Source organism: Luteibacter sp. P4_E6, assembly GCF_056401535.1.
Map to the genome: position 1 here is coordinate 1 of NZ_JBFUJE010000005.1, position 16277 is coordinate 16277.

General features: G+C 63.7%; 17 protein-coding genes. 11 read left to right on the top strand and 6 right to left on the bottom strand.

What is annotated here, in order from left to right:
* Positions 1-898, bottom strand: an 898-nt coding sequence (locus tag AC1DT2_RS00870; RefSeq protein WP_477293520.1) for a M16 family metallopeptidase, incomplete at its 3' end; no start/stop codon positions are given.
* 383 nt (positions 899-1281) lie between these two features.
* On the opposite strand from AC1DT2_RS00870, the gene AC1DT2_RS00875 reads away from it, so the two are divergent.
* The 5 genes from AC1DT2_RS00875 to AC1DT2_RS00895 are packed head-to-tail and all read left to right on the top strand — an operon-like array spanning position 1282 to position 5046.
* Positions 1282-1476: a hypothetical protein gene (locus AC1DT2_RS00875; protein WP_063571271.1), complete on the top strand. Its 195-nt coding sequence runs from the start codon at positions 1282-1284 to the stop codon at positions 1474-1476.
* Between the two features lie 7 nt (positions 1477-1483).
* Positions 1484-1948 (top strand): tRNA (cytidine(34)-2'-O)-methyltransferase, encoded by a 465-nt coding sequence (locus AC1DT2_RS00880; protein ID WP_477293522.1) that lies wholly within the window; start codon positions 1484-1486, stop codon positions 1946-1948.
* Positions 1949-1995: 47 nt separating this feature from the next.
* Complete coding sequence (locus tag AC1DT2_RS00885; protein WP_063571273.1) at positions 1996-2664, top strand: ubiquinone biosynthesis accessory factor UbiJ; 669 nt, start codon at positions 1996-1998, stop codon at positions 2662-2664.
* Positions 2661-4310, top strand: a complete 1650-nt coding sequence (gene ubiB, locus AC1DT2_RS00890) for a ubiquinone biosynthesis regulatory protein kinase UbiB (protein ID WP_477293524.1) — start codon at positions 2661-2663, stop codon at positions 4308-4310. The genes AC1DT2_RS00885 and ubiB overlap by 4 nt, the downstream gene beginning before the upstream one ends.
* A gap of 4 nt (positions 4311-4314) precedes the next feature.
* Positions 4315-5046 carry a pseudouridine synthase gene (locus tag AC1DT2_RS00895; RefSeq protein WP_477293526.1) on the top strand — a complete coding sequence of 244 codons (732 nt, stop codon included), beginning with the start codon at positions 4315-4317 and terminating at the stop codon, positions 5044-5046.
* 29 nt (positions 5047-5075) lie between these two features.
* Here the strand turns inward: AC1DT2_RS00895 and AC1DT2_RS00900 are convergent, their stop codons facing one another.
* Positions 5076-5375 carry a type II toxin-antitoxin system RelE/ParE family toxin gene (locus AC1DT2_RS00900; protein ID WP_477293528.1) on the bottom strand — a complete coding sequence of 100 codons (300 nt, stop codon included), beginning with the start codon at positions 5373-5375 and terminating at the stop codon, positions 5076-5078.
* A complete protein-coding gene (locus AC1DT2_RS00905; RefSeq protein WP_477293530.1) occupies positions 5375-5821 on the bottom strand; it encodes a hypothetical protein in 447 nt (148 codons plus the stop codon). The genes AC1DT2_RS00900 and AC1DT2_RS00905 overlap by 1 nt, the downstream gene beginning before the upstream one ends.
* A gap of 229 nt (positions 5822-6050) precedes the next feature.
* Here AC1DT2_RS00905 and arfB point away from each other — a divergent pair, with 229 nt between their 5' ends.
* From arfB to AC1DT2_RS00920, 3 genes are all read left to right on the top strand, one after another.
* Entirely contained in the window at positions 6051-6473 is a 423-nt protein-coding gene (gene arfB, locus AC1DT2_RS00910; RefSeq protein WP_477293532.1) for an alternative ribosome rescue aminoacyl-tRNA hydrolase ArfB, read from the top strand.
* Positions 6470-7057, top strand: coding sequence for a 1-acyl-sn-glycerol-3-phosphate acyltransferase (locus AC1DT2_RS00915; protein ID WP_477293534.1), 588 nt, complete (start codon positions 6470-6472; stop codon positions 7055-7057). The genes arfB and AC1DT2_RS00915 overlap by 4 nt, the downstream gene beginning before the upstream one ends.
* 651 nt (positions 7058-7708) lie before the next feature.
* A complete protein-coding gene (locus AC1DT2_RS00920) occupies positions 7709-8170 on the top strand; it encodes a hypothetical protein (RefSeq protein WP_477293536.1) in 462 nt (153 codons plus the stop codon).
* On the opposite strand, the gene AC1DT2_RS00925 is transcribed toward AC1DT2_RS00920, so the two are convergent.
* Positions 8171-9145, bottom strand: coding sequence for a LysR family transcriptional regulator (locus AC1DT2_RS00925; protein ID WP_255548568.1), 975 nt, complete (start codon positions 9143-9145; stop codon positions 8171-8173). It lies immediately after the preceding gene.
* Between the two features lie 193 nt (positions 9146-9338).
* On the opposite strand from AC1DT2_RS00925, the gene aceB reads away from it, so the two are divergent.
* Entirely contained in the window at positions 9339-10937 is a 1599-nt protein-coding gene (aceB, locus tag AC1DT2_RS00930; protein ID WP_477293539.1) for a malate synthase A, read from the top strand.
* A 22-nt stretch (positions 10938-10959) separates the two neighbouring features.
* Positions 10960-12249, top strand: coding sequence for an isocitrate lyase (gene aceA / locus AC1DT2_RS00935; RefSeq protein ID WP_477293540.1), 1290 nt, complete (start codon positions 10960-10962; stop codon positions 12247-12249).
* A gap of 76 nt (positions 12250-12325) precedes the next feature.
* Here the strand turns inward: aceA and AC1DT2_RS00940 are convergent, their stop codons facing one another.
* Together AC1DT2_RS00940 and AC1DT2_RS00945 are read right to left on the bottom strand one after the other, a co-directional pair.
* A complete protein-coding gene (locus AC1DT2_RS00940; RefSeq protein ID WP_477293542.1) occupies positions 12326-12625 on the bottom strand; it encodes a hypothetical protein in 300 nt (99 codons plus the stop codon).
* 158 nt (positions 12626-12783) lie between these two features.
* The gene (locus AC1DT2_RS00945) at positions 12784-14571 is read right to left on the bottom strand and encodes a cation:proton antiporter (RefSeq protein WP_477293544.1); all 1788 of its coding nucleotides are present in this window, start codon (positions 14569-14571) and stop codon (positions 12784-12786) included.
* A 377-nt stretch (positions 14572-14948) separates the two neighbouring features.
* On the opposite strand from AC1DT2_RS00945, the gene AC1DT2_RS00950 reads away from it, so the two are divergent.
* Positions 14949-16268 carry an ABC transporter permease gene (locus AC1DT2_RS00950; RefSeq protein WP_477293572.1) on the top strand — a complete coding sequence of 440 codons (1320 nt, stop codon included), beginning with the start codon at positions 14949-14951 and terminating at the stop codon, positions 16266-16268.
* Positions 16269-16277: the final 9 nt, after the last annotated feature.

Here is a 16277-nt window from a genome sequence, read left to right on the forward strand (position 1 = left end):
GCACCGTGGTGGCGAGATCGAGCTGAACGGAGTCATCGCTGCCGAGCTGCGGCACGACCCATGTGCGAACGATGCGGGTCTGTGCGACCTGGTCATGCTGCGTGCCGCGCGTGGAGGTCGCGACAGGCGTAATCCACGGCTGCTGACGCGGCACCGGCGGCCCTGCGGGGATGTCGCCGAAGTACGTTTCCGCCTTGGCCTTGGCCTGGGCCACCGTGATGTCACCGGCGAGCACGAGCGTGGTGTTGGCTGCGCCGTAGTAGCTGTTGAACCAGTGCTTCACGTCGGCGAGCGAGGCCTTGTCCAGATCGTCCATCGAGCCGATGGTGTCGTGGTGATAGGGGTGGTTGGCCGGGTAGGTGTTGACCAGGATGTTTTCATCGACGCGGCCATAGGGACGGTTCTCGTCCTGGCGCTTTTCGTTCTGCACGACGCCGCGCTGGGTGTCGAGTTCCTTCTGCCCGATGGCACCGAGGAGGTGGCCCATGCGGTCGGATTCCATCCACAGGGCCATGTCCAGCGCGGTCGTCGGCACGGTCTCGAAATAGTTGGTGCGATCGAACCACGTAGTGCCGTTCATGTCGGTGGCGCCGGCCACTTCGAACGGCTGGAAATACGTTCCTTTGCGGTTCTCCGAGCCCGAGAACATGAGGTGCTCGAAGAGGTGCGCGAAGCCTGTCTTGCCGGCGGGCTCGTCGGCGGAGCCGACGTGGTACCAGATACTTACCGCAACGACGGGGGCCTTGTGATCCTCATGGACCACGACGGTCAGGCCATTGGGCAACTGGAACCGCGTGAAGGGGATATCCGGGATGGCGTCGGGGGACGGGGTGGCCGCTCCGGCGACTCCAACGACGGAAATCAGCCCGGCAGCAAGCAGGGCGAATCGTTTCTTCATAGCGGCTCCTGTGGGCCTCTATGGCCCGATCCCTCCGAGGCTAGCCCGCGCGGTCCATCGGACGCAATCAGCCGTCCTGCACGGTCCGGACGGTGTCCGCTGTCACGTGGTCAGTGTCCGCGGACATCGACTCGCAGCGTCGCCACCTGACAAACCTCATACGAATCAGCTGATTGCACGCCCTTAAAAGCTGGCACGGCGTTTGCGTTACTAGTCCTGCCAAGCCGGGTGGACTTCCCGCCCGACATCGATCCGGAGAACGCCATGAAGTACGAAATGCTGATGATGCGCGGCCTGCTCGTGACCTCGATGCTGATCTGCGGCCTGACCCTCGGCCAGATGTTCTGAATAGCCACCCTTTAAGAATTTACGGAACCTACGCCATGAATCACGAACTCCTGATGCTCCGCAGCCTGCTGGTCGCCTCGCTCGTCGTCTGCGGCCTGATCCTGGGCAACATGCTCGCCTACACCGGCAACCCGGTACAGCTGGCGACGGTCGGCACGGCAGCCGGCGCAATCACCAACGGCTGCGGCGTGCCACCCGATGGCATCGTCTGCCCCCGCATCGCCTCATAATGGGCGCATGCCCCACGTCATTCTCTTCCGACCCGAAATACCGCCCAACACGGGCAACGTCATTCGCCTCTGTGCCAACACAGGCGCGGCCCTGCATCTGGTGCGACCGCTCGGATTCGAGCTGGACGACGCCCGTCTCCGCCGCGCCGGCCTGGACTACCACGAGTTCGCAAGCGTCGCCGTCCACGACGACCTGAACGCCTGCCTCGCCGCCATCGGCCATCCGCGGGTCTTCGCCTTCTCGACCCGGGGTCAGCATCTCCATACCGATGTCTCGTTCGCCGAAGGCGACGCGCTTCTCTTCGGCTGCGAAACAGCGGGCTTGCCAGACGACGTGCTCGATGCCATTCCCGAGGAGCATCGCGTCCGCCTGCCGATGCGACCGGGCAACCGTAGCCTCAACCTTTCCAACGCGGTGGCCGTTGCCGTGTTCGAGGCGTGGCGCCAGGCGGGTTTCGACGGCGCGTCCTGAACGGCCCGGATGCCGCTGCACGCGAGCTGGCGGGCTACAATTGCGGCATGACTTCCGATCGTCCCTCGGCTGACGCCGGCCCCAATCGATTCCTGCCCCGCCCGCTTCGCGTCCTCGCCGGACGTGCCATGGAGGCAGCACTCAACCGTGCCGTCGACCTGGACCCGGACACCCGCGCCCGTCTGGACGTGCTCGACGGCCGCAGCGTACAGGTGCACCTAAGCGGACCGGACCTGGCCCTGCGCATCTCGGTCGAGAAGGGACGCCTTCGCGTCGGACCTCCGGCAGAAGGTGGCAGCCTGCGTGTCACGGCATCACCGGCCAGCCTGCTGGCCATGGCCATGCGCCGCGACGACGACGGTGTGGCTCCCGGCAAGGTGGATATCGCGGGTGACGCCGAGTTGGCACGGCGGCTCGAGAAGCTCACGCGCCAATACGCACCGGACGTCGAAGAGGCGTTCGCGAAAACGTTTGGCGACACCATCGGTGTGCCGTTGGCCAAAGCGCTACGGGATGGCCTCGCCCACGCCCGCGAGTCCGTGTCCCACCTCACCGAGGACGGGGCCGACTGGCTTCGTGATGAGGGGCGCGTCGCCGTCGCACCCGGCGAGGCAGATGCCTTCCTCGACGGCGTCGATGACGTGCGTGAACGCACCGAGCGTGCCGAGGCCCGTCTGGCCCGCCTCGAGCGCGCCTTGAAAGGGCGTCACGCATGACGCCGCTGCGTCTGTTGCCGCGCCTGTTGCGCGTTGCCTCTATCCTCATGAAGTACCAGCTCGACGACCTCGCGGATGGGACGCCGGTTTTCCGTTCGTTGAGGCTGGTGCGCCCCCTCTTTCCCGGCGTGCCTGCCGAGGTTCGGGCGCTGCCACGTGGGGCGCGACTGCGACTCGCCCTGACCGATCTCGGCCCCATCTTCGTCAAGGCCGGCCAGGTACTTTCGACGCGTCGCGACCTCGTGCCCGCCGACATCGCCGACGAGCTGGCGCTCTTGCAGGATCAGGTGCCGCCCTTCCCCGGCGCCGAGGCCCGCGCGATCGTCGAACGCGAGCTGAAGGCGGCGGTGACGACGCTGTATGCCAGCTTCGATGAAATCGCCCTGGCCTCCGCGTCGATCGCCCAGGTGCACGCTGCCACGCTGCACGATGGCCGCGCCGTTGTCGTCAAGGTGCTGCGTCCCGGCATCGACAAGCGCATTGCACGCGACGTCGATCTTCTCCACGCGCTGGGCGAGCTCGCCCAGCGCTGGCATCCGAATGCYGACAAGATCCGTCCGCTCGAGGTGGTCGCCGAAGTCGAGAAGATGCTCTCGAATGAGCTCGACCTGCGACGGGAAGGTGCCAGCGCCAGCCTGCTCCGTCGCAACTTCGCCAGTGGCGTGGATCTCTACGTGCCGGAAGTGCATTGGGACCTGAGCACCGAGGGCGTGCTCACGCTCGAACGCGTCTACGGCGTCAGCTGTGACGACATTGCGGCGATCGATGCGGCCGGTCTCGATCGCAAGTACCTCGCCGAGAAAGGGGTGCGGCTGTTCTACGAGCAGGTGTTCCGCGACAACTTCTTTCACGCCGATGCGCACCCGGGCAACATCTGGGTCGACCTCACGCGCGTCGACGAACCCCGTTTCATCGCGCTCGACTTCGGCATCATGGGCTCCCTGCCCGAAGCCGATCAGTTCTGGCTTGCCGAGAATTTCATCGCCCTGTTCGAGCGCGATTACGCGCGCATCGCGCAGCTGCATGTCGCCGCGGGCTGGATGCCTGCCACGCTCAGGCTGGACGAACTCGAGGCGGCCATACGCACCGTTTGCGAACCCTATTTCACCCAGCCTCTCGCGAAGATATCCATCGCCGAACTGGTGGTGAAGCTGTTCCAGACCGCGCGAAAGTTCGAGCTGACGCTGCAGCCGCAGCTGATCCTCCTGCAGAAGACCCTGCTCAATATCGAAGGCGTCGGGCGCATGCTCGACYCCGAGATCGACATCTGGGCCGTCGCTCATCCGGTGCTTCGCCGCATCCTCCGCGAGCGCTACAGCTTACGCGCGACGCTGCGCGATGTGCGTCGCCGCCTGCCGCAATGGATCCAAACGGCGCCTCAGGTGCCGGAGCTCGTACGGGATGCGCTGCGTCAGGTCGGCAGCGGTCAGCTGCGTCAGATGGCCGACCCGCACGCGCTTGCGCTGGCCCGCGACGATGCGCGGCGCATGCGCCGACTCGTGGCCTGCAGCCTGCTGGGTTCATCGCTGCTGGTCTGCGCCGCCCTGGTCGGCACGCTGGCCGCACGCGGCACGTGGCCGGCCATCGTGGCTGCGGTGGCGGGCGTGATCGCCTTCGCCGCCGGCTGGCCGCGCCGCGTCGGCTGAGCCCATGCTCGAGATCCTCTATCAGGACGACGACATCGTCGCCGTCRACAAGCCGGCCAATCTCGCGGTGCACCGATCGAAGTTCGTCGGTCCCGATGACGCCTTCCTGATCGACCTGCTTCGCGAACAGGTCGAAGGGAAACTGCACCTTGCGCATCGCCTGGACCGTGCCACGTCTGGCGTTCTCCTGGTCGCGCGCTCGCCCGAAGCGGCCAGTCAGATGGGCGAGCAGTTCATGGGACGCAGTGTGCGCAAACGCTACCTCGCGGTGGTTCGTGGCTGGCCAGACCCCGAGGCCGGCACGATCGACTATCCCTTGCCGGGCTCAAAGGACACCGGGCCGCGTCGCGATGCCACGACGGACTACAGGCAGCTGGGCACGACGGAAGTCGATATCGCGATGGGTCGCTACGACAAGCAGAGGTATGCCTTTGCCGTCGCGGAACCGCGCACCGGGCGATTCCGCCAGATCCGGAAGCACTTCGCGCACATCCATCACCCGATCGTCGGTGATAGCCAGCACGGGCGTGGCGATCACAATCGTCTGTTCAAGCAGTACTTCTCGTCACACCGGCTGCTGCTGCATGCAGCGCGGCTGGAGTTCGAGCATCCTGTCGATGGGCGCCCGATGGCGATCGATGCAGGGCTGGATGAGACGTGGCTCAAGCTGCTTGAGCGGTTCGCATGGGCGGAGGCTTACGAGGCTCAGGTCGAGGCGTGGAAGGCAGCGAGCTAGCGACGCGCGAGTACGGTCGCTTAGTCGACCTACAAGGGCCGCTGGCGCCGCGTGTGTACCGCCGCGTGAACCGTCACGTGGTCGTACATTGCATCGAAATGATAGACAACACGGTAAGGAACGGCCGAAAGCACGCGCTCGCGGCTGCCGCTTACCGWCATCCCACCGGCCTCCGGATGCGCAACGATACTTTCGATTGCATCCATGATTGCTAGCAGAACATCCTCTGCGGCCTGCCAGGCTGCCTGAGACTCGTACCAGGCAACGATCGCTTCCATATCATGCAGGGCGTCATCCGACAGGTGCAGGTCAACTCGTTTGTCGGGCATCAGGGCGAGCGCTTCTTACGAGCCTCCATGCCTTCTAGCAGCTCCGCGACACGAGATCTGGCCTCGTCAAGGGGATASAGCCTCGACTCGCCGGAGGCGACCCTGACCACCGACTTTTCTACCTTGGCCTTTAGCCAATCCGCGTATTCCGCCGTCTCCTTAAGTGCTAGCGCACGATCGGGACGGGGGGCGCGCAGACTTCCTGCTTCGTAGGCGTCTGCAATGACGCTTAACCGGGTCACGCCCAGACGCGCCATCTGGGCAATGGCGCTATCCGTCGTTGAGAAGATGCGCAGCGTACCGTCGGCGGAACACAACGTGCGTGCGCCGTCTTCCATGTCAACGCGCACAGTCCAACCTGATTTGCGACCGACAACCGTCGCGGTCGATAAAGATCCAGCCTCAGCCAACAGGCGGAGCCGAGCCAGCTTGATTGTGTCGTCCATGTACGGGCCTTCGGCCGCGTAGGGGGGGCGACCAAGGATTAACATTAACGTTAAGCATAGCCAATTCCAATGCGAAGGCTCGAGGAAAGAGCCTCCGATACTGGCGCGCCTTGATCTGACCCGAACCTGGGTGTAGCCCATCACGCGATGTAGGCGCCACTCGCGTCCTTCGCTCTGCTCTCGCGCTGCACCATGGAACCAGGAAGCACGCTGGTAGAATCCGCCAACCATGCTCATCGTCACAGCCAACATCACGATCCCCGACAGCGAACTGACTGAGCGCTTCATGCGCGCCGACGGTCCGGGGGGCCAGCACGTCAATCGGACGGAGAGCGCTGTCGAGTTGCGCTTCGACGTCGCGTCGTCGCCGTCACTGCCAGACGAAGTGCGCGCACGCCWGCTCGCTCGTCGGGACAGGCGAATGACCGACGCGGGCGTGATGGTGATCCAGGCGCGGCGCTTCCGTGACCAGGCCCGCAACCGCGACGACGCGCGCGACCGCCTGGTCGACGTGATTCGCGAAGCCACCGTCGTCGCGAAGAAGCGTGTGGCAACGAAGCCCACGCGCGCATCGAAGGAACGCCGTCTCGTAGGTAAGACGCAGCGGGGCCAGACCAAGCGAGGGCGTTCGCGAGACTGGAGCAGCGATTGAGCCCCTATCCCGAACATCTTCCGCCGAACGTTCCTTCGCTACCCGATTCCTGGTGGATGCGGCTGAGCCGCTGGGCGATTCGTCGTAGTGGCTGGCGATTCATCGGCGAGCTGCCGAATCTTCCCAAGGTCGTTGTCATCGGCGCGCCGCACTCGTCGTATTGGGACGGTGTGTGGGGCTTGCTGATGAAGTCGGCAATGGGCCTGGACCTCGGCGTGATGATCAAGCGCGAAGTGCTCAACGGCCCATTCGGCCCGATCGTGCGGCGCCTCGGCATGGTGCCGATCGACCGAAAAGCGGCGACCGATGTCGTCGGCCAGATGGTCGAGAGGTTCGCAACGCGCGAGAAGATGTGGCTCGGTATCGCCCCCGAGGGCACACGCAAAGCAGTGAAGCAGTGGAAGTCCGGCTTCCTGCGTATCGCGAGCGCAGCGAATGTCCCCATCTTGCCCATCTTCATCGACTATCCGACGAAGACGTTTACCTTGGGTCCCGTCGTCGAGACGACGAACGATACAGAAGCGGACATGACGCGCATTCGCGCCATGTTCGCTGGATATCAAGGGAAGCACCGGACCGCTTGAGTCCTGGCATGCGTCAACCGAGGGCATGCCCGTGACGAATGGTGTAGAAGGCACGAGCTTGCGATGTGTTCTTCACCACCACTCGGTACGTGCCAGGGCCTATGTTAGCGAAAAGGTAGGACCCGCTAGCAAGCGTTTGCCACTGGCCATTTACAAGTCGCTGCAACGATGATTCGAGCCACGCACTTCCCGTCACTGAGGTGGACGTAGCGCTCGTACACTTCGTGGTCCAACTGAAGAATTCATACACTTGACCGGCGACAAGATCTCCCCGCAGCGTCTGGTCCTTCGGATAGGCGAAGCACCGACCTCGTGTGTCCTGTAACTTCCCTGTCGCCTGAGCAGCGTGAACCGCCGAACCCGATGCAAGCGGTACAAGCGCTCCAAGAAAAAGTGCGGCCTTCAAAGCTGAGTTCATGATAGCTCCCGAGATAGCGCGTCATTGCGCACGACCACGTTAGAGAGGACCGTACCGGGCTGATGCCGGACGAGTTCGCCGATGGACGTAGGATTACCCTAAGGGCCATGCCGTGCCGTCTGATAYGCACGCAGAAACGGCGCCGCCCGATTGATTACCGCGCCGATCCCCGACTCAACTTGCGAGTGCGCTCAGCCAGTCTCGTCGTACAGACGAATACGAGAGAGCAGACCATGGACACGGCGAGCGTCCTCAGGACACCGACACCAACCAGCAAGCCGTGGCAACTTCAGAGCCGTCGCACTAGCCACTGCATGCTGCGGGATAAGCCGATCAAGGGCGGCAGYATCGCTGAGATTGCGCAGACGCTGGACGAAACTACCAAGGAGAAACTTCGTAACGTAAATATCCGCTCTATTGATCCGGTGGAACTCAGCAACTTTATCCTCATGTTGCATCACGAGGGTTACCTCGCTCATGAGGCTTTCACACATCTCGGCAACTACCAACTTGATTACAAGGGATTGATCGATCCGCTCAAGGAAGCCCGGGACGGACGTGAGTCCATCCGCGGAGTCGACGACATCATGTACGCGCTCGCGATACGTCATTACGAAACGAGCATCGACGCCCTCCTCGGAATTGAACGGTTGACTGACTATCTGAATGGCCGGGGCGTCGATGTTTACGCGTGATTAGCGTTCCGAATGTCCCGACTCGTCATAGTCGCGATGTGTCAGCAAGCCCGGCCGAATCAGATCGATGAACGCCCTCGCCTCGGGGCTCAGGAACTTCCCCTTCCGCATCACCACACCGTAGCTTCGCTGCGGAAAGTACTGCCGCAGGTTTTTCACGACCAGACGCTCGCGATCCGCCTCCGTAATACAGATCCCCGTCACGATCGAAATGCCGAGTCCCATCGCAACGTACTGCTTGATCACGTCCCAACCGCCCACCTCGATCGCGACGGTGTAAGGCACTTTCCGCTGCTGGAAAACCATGTCGACAAGGCGATACGTGGTCAGACGCTTTGGCGGAAGGATCAACCCGTAAGGCGAAAGATCCTCCAGCCGAATGTCAGTCTTGGATGCCAGCGGGTGGTCCGGCGGCATGATCAGCATCGGGTCGTAGTGGTAGACCGGCGCCCAGGCGATGTCGTGCGGCACGTCGATCATCGAGCCGACGGCGATATCCACTTCGTCGTTGCGCAGGAGCGCCAGCCCGTCGCGGTTGGTGACGTTGGACAAGGCCAGGTGGACGTGAGGGAAACGCTCGCGGTAGGTCTTGACCAGTTCCGGGAGCAGGTACTGAATGGTCGACGAGCCGGCGGCGACGGTCAGCTTGCCCGCCTGAGCGCCCTTGGTCTTGGACTGGAACTCCCGATCGAGGTTCTCGAAGCCTTCGACCAGCGGGCGCGCCAGTTCGTACAGCGCCTCACCGGCATCCGTCAGCGTGATACGGCGCCGGGTCCGCTCCAGCAGGTGGGTCCCAAGCTCGCGCTCCAGGGCTTTGAGCTGGAGGCTCACCGAGGGCTGAGACAGGAAGAGTGCCTCGGCGGCTCGACTGAGCGTGCCCAGCCGGGTCGTGTAGACGAAGGCCCGCAGCTGCTTGAGCCGGTTCCCTTTGTAATAGAACCGGCCACCTTCCTCGTCCGCAGGACGATCAGCCATGCGCGGCTTCGCGCGCTTCGCGGGGGCCTTTTTTGGCGGATTCAGCTTACGGACCATCGAATTTAGTCCACGTAATTAGGATGTTGTACCTCACATTAGCATTGTTAATGTAAAGCTTTGAAACATTTGTTTTGTCAAAAGCAACGCTTCGGACCTAGGGTGGATACCAGACCCGCAGCCCGAGGCAGATCCCATGGCAGTTCCCAAGAACGTGATCGACCCCCTGGCGGGCGTCCGCTTCGGCGACGGCAGCAACACCTACAACGACGTCCTGACGCCGGGTGCCGTTGCCTTTGTCGCCGACCTGCACCGCCGCTTCGACAGCCGGCGCCTGGCCCTGCTCGCCGAGCGGACAGCCCGCCAGCTCCGCTACGACGCCGGCGAGCTGCCGGACTTCAGGCCGGACACGGCCACGATCCGCGAGGCCGACTGGTCGGTGGCGGCTATCCCCGATGCCCTGATGGACCGCCGCGTGGAGATCACCGGCCCCGTCGAACGCAAGATGATCATCAACGCGCTCAATTCCGGCGCGAAGGTCTTCATGGCGGACTTCGAGGATTCGAGCGCCCCGACCTGGACGAACCAGATCGAGGGCCAGCGAAACCTGCGTGATGCCGTCGATGGCACGATCGAATTCACCAACGCCGAGGGCAAGGTTTATCGCGTGGGCAAGCAGCCCGCCGTCCTCGTGGTTCGCCCCCGTGGCTGGCACCTGCCGGAACGCCACGCAGAGGTCGATGGCGATGTGGTCGCCGGTGCGCTGGTGGACTTCGGCCTCTACGCCTTCCATAACGCCAAGGCGCTGCATGCCCGCGATCACGGGCCCTATTTCTACCTGCCCAAGTTGCAGAGCATGGAAGAGGCAGCGCTGTGGGAATCGGTGATGGCCCACGCGGAAACTGTGCTGGACCTGCCCCACGGCACGATGAAGGCCACGGTGCTGATCGAGACGCTGCCCGCCGTGTTCCAGATGGACGAGATCCTGCACGCCCTGCGCGATCGCATCGTCGGCCTGAACTGCGGTCGCTGGGACTACATCTTTTCCTACCTGAAGACCTTCCGCGCCCACGGCGACCGCCTGTTGCCGGAGCGTGGCCAGGTCGGCATGACGGCGCCCTTCCTCAAGGCGTACTCGGAACTGCTCATTCGGACCTGCCATCACCGTGGCGCCTTCGCGATGGGCGGCATGGCGGCGCAGATACCTATTCGCGGCAACGAAGTAGCGAACGACGAAGCCATGGCCAAGGTGCGAGCCGACAAGCTTCGCGAAGTTACAGCAGGACATGACGGCACGTGGGTGGCTCATCCTGCGCTCGTGCCGATTGCCCAGGCCATCTTCGACGAACACATGCGCACGTCCAACCAATTGCATGTGCAGCGCGACGACGTCGTGGCCTCGCGCGACGCACTCATCGCGCCGGCGATCGGCACGATCACGCGCCCGGGTTTCGACAACAACGTGGAAGTCTGCCTCCGCTACACGGCCGCCTGGCTGGAAGGCCTCGGTTGCGTGCCCATCCACAACCTGATGGAAGACGCCGCCACCGCCGAGATCGCACGTGCGCAGCTCTGGCAGTGGCTGCATCACGAGCCGCTGGAATTCAGCGACCACGCACCGATCGACTTCGCACTGTTCGACCACGCGCTGGCGACGCACTGCCACCGCCTTCGTGAAAGCTCGCACCCAGGCGCATCGCGCGCCGAGCAGGCTGCCGCGCTGATCTCAGCGCTGACGCATGCCGACGAGCTCCGCGACTTCCTCACCCTGCCCGCCTACGAACACCTGTCCTGATCATTCTCCAAGGAGTCACACCATGAAGACGCATACTGCCGAACAGATCACGCTGGACTGGAAGAACAACGATCGCTGGAACGGCATCGAGCGTCCGTACTCCGCCGAGGATGTGATACGTCTTCGCGGTACGGTGCAGGTCGAGTACACACTCGCGCGCCGCGGTGCCGAGCGCCTGTGGCGGTCGATCCACGACAAGCCCTACGTCAACGCGCTCGGCGCGCTGACCGGCAACCAGGCCATGCARCAGGTGAAGGCCGGCCTGCAGGCCATTTATCTGTCCGGTTGGCAGGTCGCGGCCGATGCGAACACCGCCGGCACCATGTACCCCGATCAGTCCTTGTATCCGGTCGACTCGGTGCCGAATGTCGTTCGCAAGATCAACAAGACCCTGCTCCGCGCCGACCAGATCCATCACGCCGAAGGCAAGGACAACATCGACTGGCTGGTGCCGATCGTCGCCGACGCCGAGGCCGGCTTCGGCGGCGTGCTCAACGCGTACGAACTGATGGCCCACATGATCGAATCCGGTGCTGCCGGCGTGCATTTCGAAGACCAGCTGGCCAGCGCGAAGAAGTGCGGCCACATGGGCGGCAAGGTGCTCGTTCCGACGCAGGAAGCGGTGCAGAAGCTGATCGCTGCGCGTCTTGCGGCCGATGTCGCTGGCGTGCCGACCCTGATTGTCGCGCGTACCGACGCCATGGGTGCGGGCCTCGTCACGACGGACATCGACGAGAACGACAAGCCCTTCCTCACCGGCAAGCGGACGGTGGAAGGCTTCTACGAATCGAAACAGGGCATCGAGCAGGCGATCAGCCGCGGCCTGTCCTACGCGCCGTACGCAGACCTGATCTGGTGCGAGACGGCCACGCCCGACATGGAGCAGGCCCGCCGCTTCGCCGAGGCCATCCACGCGAAGTTCCCCGGCAAGAAGCTCGCCTACAACTGCTCACCGAGCTTCAACTGGAAGAAGAATCTCGACGAGAAGACCATCGCCACCTTCCAGAAGCAGCTGGGCGAGATGGGTTACGCGTTCCAGTTCATCACCCTGGCCGGCTTCCATGCACTGAACTACTCGATGTTCCAGCTGGCACGCGGCTACCGTGACCGTCAGATGGCGGCCTACGTGGRGCTGCAGGAAGCCGAGTTCGCTGCGGAGAAGGACGGCTACACCGCTGCCAAGCACCAGCGCGAGGTCGGTACCGGCTACTTCGACACCGTGAACCAGGTGATCTCTGGCTCATTCAGCTCGCTGTCGGCGCTGAGTGGCTCGACCGAAGAAGAACAGTTCCACCCGGCGTCCGCGGCATAAGCCGCGCACGCATACAGAACAGCAGCACGTGGGCCGCGCCTGCCGACAGAGGGGCGCGGCCTGTTTATTGGGTGGGTTACCAGCGATACGTCGCACTCGCCATCGCGGTGCGGCGATTGCCCCACGAACATCCCAGTTCGCCATAGCAGACCGACACGAACACCGATTGCGGCACCTCGATGAGCGGTGCGTCGGTCTTCGTGGCCACGGTGGCCTGGGTCGCGGTCGATGCACGAACTTTCACGCCCTGCAGGTCGGTGACTTTATCCTTGTCTTTTTCGGCCACATCATCGACGGCATGAGCCATCGGCGCGGCGAGGAGCGCAGCGATACAAAACGGGATGGCGCGACGGCACAACGTATCGAAGGGACGCACGGCAAGCTTCCTTGAGGTAAACGGAGGGCTTGCTGGCTGGATCGCGAAGGCGAGCGTGGCTGGCTGGTCCGGGGGAGACCACGCCCGCGGAAATGACAACGCACGCGAGCGCGGCCGGCATTTTCAAGGCGAAACCCTACCCACGTCAAGGAAGGCTGTCAGTGCACCGCCGGAACCAGCGCGATCACGGTCCAGCCCGGACGGGGTTCGAGCTCACGGTGGCCGGAGGCGATGCGGAGGTCGCCCTTCTCTTCCACACCGAAGAGCGGCACCGTGCGCGAGCCGTATTGCTCGATGAAATGCGGCCAGTCGAACGTCTCGGTCAGGCGCGTCGACTTGATCCGCCATCCATCCTGGAGCATCTCGGCGAAACGTGCATGGGTCATGTCGTCGGCGAACAGCGCCGTGGCGAGGAGACTGCCCGCGAGCGATGCGCGACCGTGACTTTCCTCCGGCGAGAGATTGCGCAGACGGTACACCTTGTCGCGCCCGAACTCCTCCCTGTAGTGCACGCTCGCGAGTGAGTTCAGTTCGCGATGCGTGGACATCGCCAGAAGGTGCCCAATGCCTGCCAGGTCGAGGTTGCGATCGGCGGCCTGCGACTGCGGATTGCCGAAGAACGTCGTCAACCCGGCCATGCGCGCGGCGCGAATGCCATTCCAGTCGTCGTCGGCGACCACCACGCGCAAGTCCTCTATCCCCGCGAGCGCGCGTGCCACCTCGAGCGCCACCACGTCGGAACCATAGATCAACACGCCGCGCGGTTCCGGATCTGCGACCTTCAACCATCGCGCCAGCGGACGCGCTGTCGCGCTCTGGAAAACGACGGTGCCGATAATCATCAGGAACACGAGGGGAACCATCCTGTCCGCGCCAGCCATGCCGATCTTCTCCAGACGGATGGCAAACAAGGCCGACACTGACGCCGCCACGATCCCACGCGGCGCGACCCAGGCGATCAACGCACGCTCGCGCCACGGCAGCGCGCTGCCGACGCTCGACAACAAAACGGAGAGCGGCCTGATGAACAGCTGCGCCACCACGAAGATGAGGATGCCGGCAAGCAGCGCACCATCCGGAAGTGGCCAGTCCAGTCGCGCGGCAAGCAGGATGAACAACGTCGACACCAGCAAGGTCGTCAGGTGCTCCTTGAAGTCCATGATGTCGTCCATATGCACGTCGCGCATGTTGCCCAGCGCGATACCCATGAGGGTGACGGCTAGCAAGCCCGATTCATGGGCAAGCGCATTCGACAGGCTGAAGGCGGCGAGGACCGCGGCAAGCGTGCCGTAGTTCTGCAGGTATTCCGGAATGATGTGACGGCGCAGCAACCGGCCCAGTACGAAGGCGGCGATGCCCCCGACGATCGCGCCGCAGGCCACCGTGCCGAGGAACACCTGGATGGAATGCCCTTCGCGATGCGACACGATCGCTTCGTACACCAGCACCGCGAACAGCGCCCCGATCGGGTCGATGACGATGCCTTCCCAGCGCAAGACGTTCGCGATGCGCGCGTTCGGCCGGACCGTGCGCAACATCGGTGCGATCACGGTGGGTCCCGTCACGCACGTCAGCGCGCCGAACAGGAAGGAGAGCTCCCAGCTCAAGCCACCGATCCAGTGTGCGGCACCCGCGAGCATCAGCAACGCGAGGATCGCGCCATAGGTCACCAGTCCACGCACCGCGTGGCCGATGCCCTTCAGCTCGTGGAAACGCAAGGTGAGGCTGCCCTCGAACAGGATCACCGCCACCGCCAAGGACACGATGGGGAAAAGCAGATYGCCCAGTACCTTGTCCGGGTGGAGCAGTCCGGTGACGGGCCCGGCCAGGATGCCGGCAAGCAGGAGGAAGAGAATGGCCGGCAACCGGACCCGCCAGGCGATCCACTGGCAGACGAACCCCATGCCGAGCATCAGGGTCAGCAACATTCCGAGTTCGAGGCCCATGTCTTTCCTTGTCCCAACAAGAAAAACGGCCAACACCGTGAGGCGGGCCGAGATAGGGACAGCATAAGGAGCAGTAGGTGAAGAAAAGGCCGGGCTCCGGTGCTGGAGCGGGGGGAGGGAGGGGTATCCAACACCGGAGCGGGGCGGGCAGCCCATTAGAGAACCGCCTGGTACAGAATTATCCGCTCGCCCCTGGGATTCGTCAACTACTCAGTACATGAAATAAGTATTAACTCTTCTGGGGCAACTTTGGCCCGTGTTTTGCTGGCTGCGCCCTGCCTGACCTTATGCACATGTCGCGGCCCTCCGGCCGGGGCATGCTGACCATGCCGACAGTTCGTGGGGACGAGCGTCGCGCCACGGAGGGGCTCAGCGGAATGATCGGGTACTACGTCGAACTGGCAGCTCACAGCCTCAGGCGCAACAAGGTGCTGACGGCGTTGATGATCCTCGCGATCGCGGTAGGTATCGGCGCCAGCATGACGACCCTCACGATCATGCACCTGCTCTCGGGCGACCCCTTGCGCGGGCGCAGTGGGCAAGTCTTTTATCCACAACTCGATGCCAATCCGGACTCGAAGGGCCGGCAGCCTTACGACATGCTGGATTACCCGTCCGCGACGGATCTTTGGAGCGCACATCGCGCCGACCGCCAGGCGCTCGTCGTCAACAGCCACATCAAGCTGCAGGCGCCCGGGACACGCCTTCCGCCACTGATGCTGTCGATGCTATCGACGACGTCGGATTTCTTCCCCATGTTCGACGTCCCCTTTCGCTTCGGGCGAAGCTGGACGCCGGAAGACGATACCGCGCACGCGCGCGTCGCCGTGATTTCATCCGATCTCAACGACCGCCTGTTCGGCGGCGAGAACAGCGTCGGCAGGACAGTGCGACTGAAGAACAGCGATGTGCGCGTTGTCGGCGTACTCGCTCCATGGCGCCCTTCCCCGCTTTTCTACGATGTGCGTGGCGGACGTTTTTCCAGTGGCGATACGGCGAACTTCTATGACAAACCGGAAGGCGTGATCACGCCATTCTCCACGGCGCTGGAGATCAACGATGGCGGATTCCAACCTTTCACGTGCTGGGTGCTGCCCATCACGCCGGGGCACCTGCAGACCTCGCAGTGCGTGTGGATCGCCCTCTGGGTGCAACTGGGCGACAGCGCCAAAGTCGACGCGTATCGACGTTTTCTCGATGGCTACGTATCCCAGCAACAGTCGCTCGGGCGGATCACCCGCACGGACAACACACGGCTGCGCAGCCTGACGGAGTGGCTCGACTTCAACGGCGTCGTCCCGAGTGACGTCAAGCTGCAGACGTCGCTGGCCTTCGCCTTCCTGGCGATCTGCCTGTGTAACGTCGTTGGTTTGCTACTGGCGAAGTTTCTTCGCCGCGGCGGCGAAATCGGTTTGCGACGCGCGATGGGTGCGACTCGCCGCGCCGTGTTCACGCAGTGCCTGGTTGAGGCGGGCGTGATCGGTGTCCTCGGTGGACTCGGCGGCCTTCTCCTTACCGTGCTCGGGCTCTGGCTTGTTCGTCGACAGCCGCTTCCCTATGCCGACTTCGTCCATCTCGACGTATCGATGTTCGTGGTTACGTTTCTGATCTCCGTGGGAGCGAGCCTGCTCGCGGGCCTGTTGCCCGCGGCGCGCGCCAGCCTGGTCGAGCCGGCCCTGCAGCTGAAGGTGCTTTGACATGGGTAA

Bases quoted from the DNA above. Each gene is read 5' to 3' on its own strand.
- AC1DT2_RS00950 (WP_477293572.1), top strand. From the start codon at position 14,949: ATGATCGGGTACTACGTCGAACTGGCAGCTCACAGCCTCAGGCGCAAC.
- AC1DT2_RS00925 (WP_255548568.1), bottom strand. From the start codon at position 9,145: ATGGCTGATCGTCCTGCGGACGAGGAAGGTGGCCGGTTCTATTACAAA.
- AC1DT2_RS00875 (WP_063571271.1), top strand. From the start codon at position 1,282: ATGAATCACGAACTCCTGATGCTCCGCAGCCTGCTGGTCGCCTCGCTC.
- AC1DT2_RS00885 (WP_063571273.1), top strand. From the start codon at position 1,996: ATGACTTCCGATCGTCCCTCGGCTGACGCCGGCCCCAATCGATTCCTG.
- AC1DT2_RS00880 (WP_477293522.1), top strand. From the start codon at position 1,484: ATGCCCCACGTCATTCTCTTCCGACCCGAAATACCGCCCAACACGGGC.
- aceB (WP_477293539.1), top strand. From the start codon at position 9,339: ATGGCAGTTCCCAAGAACGTGATCGACCCCCTGGCGGGCGTCCGCTTC.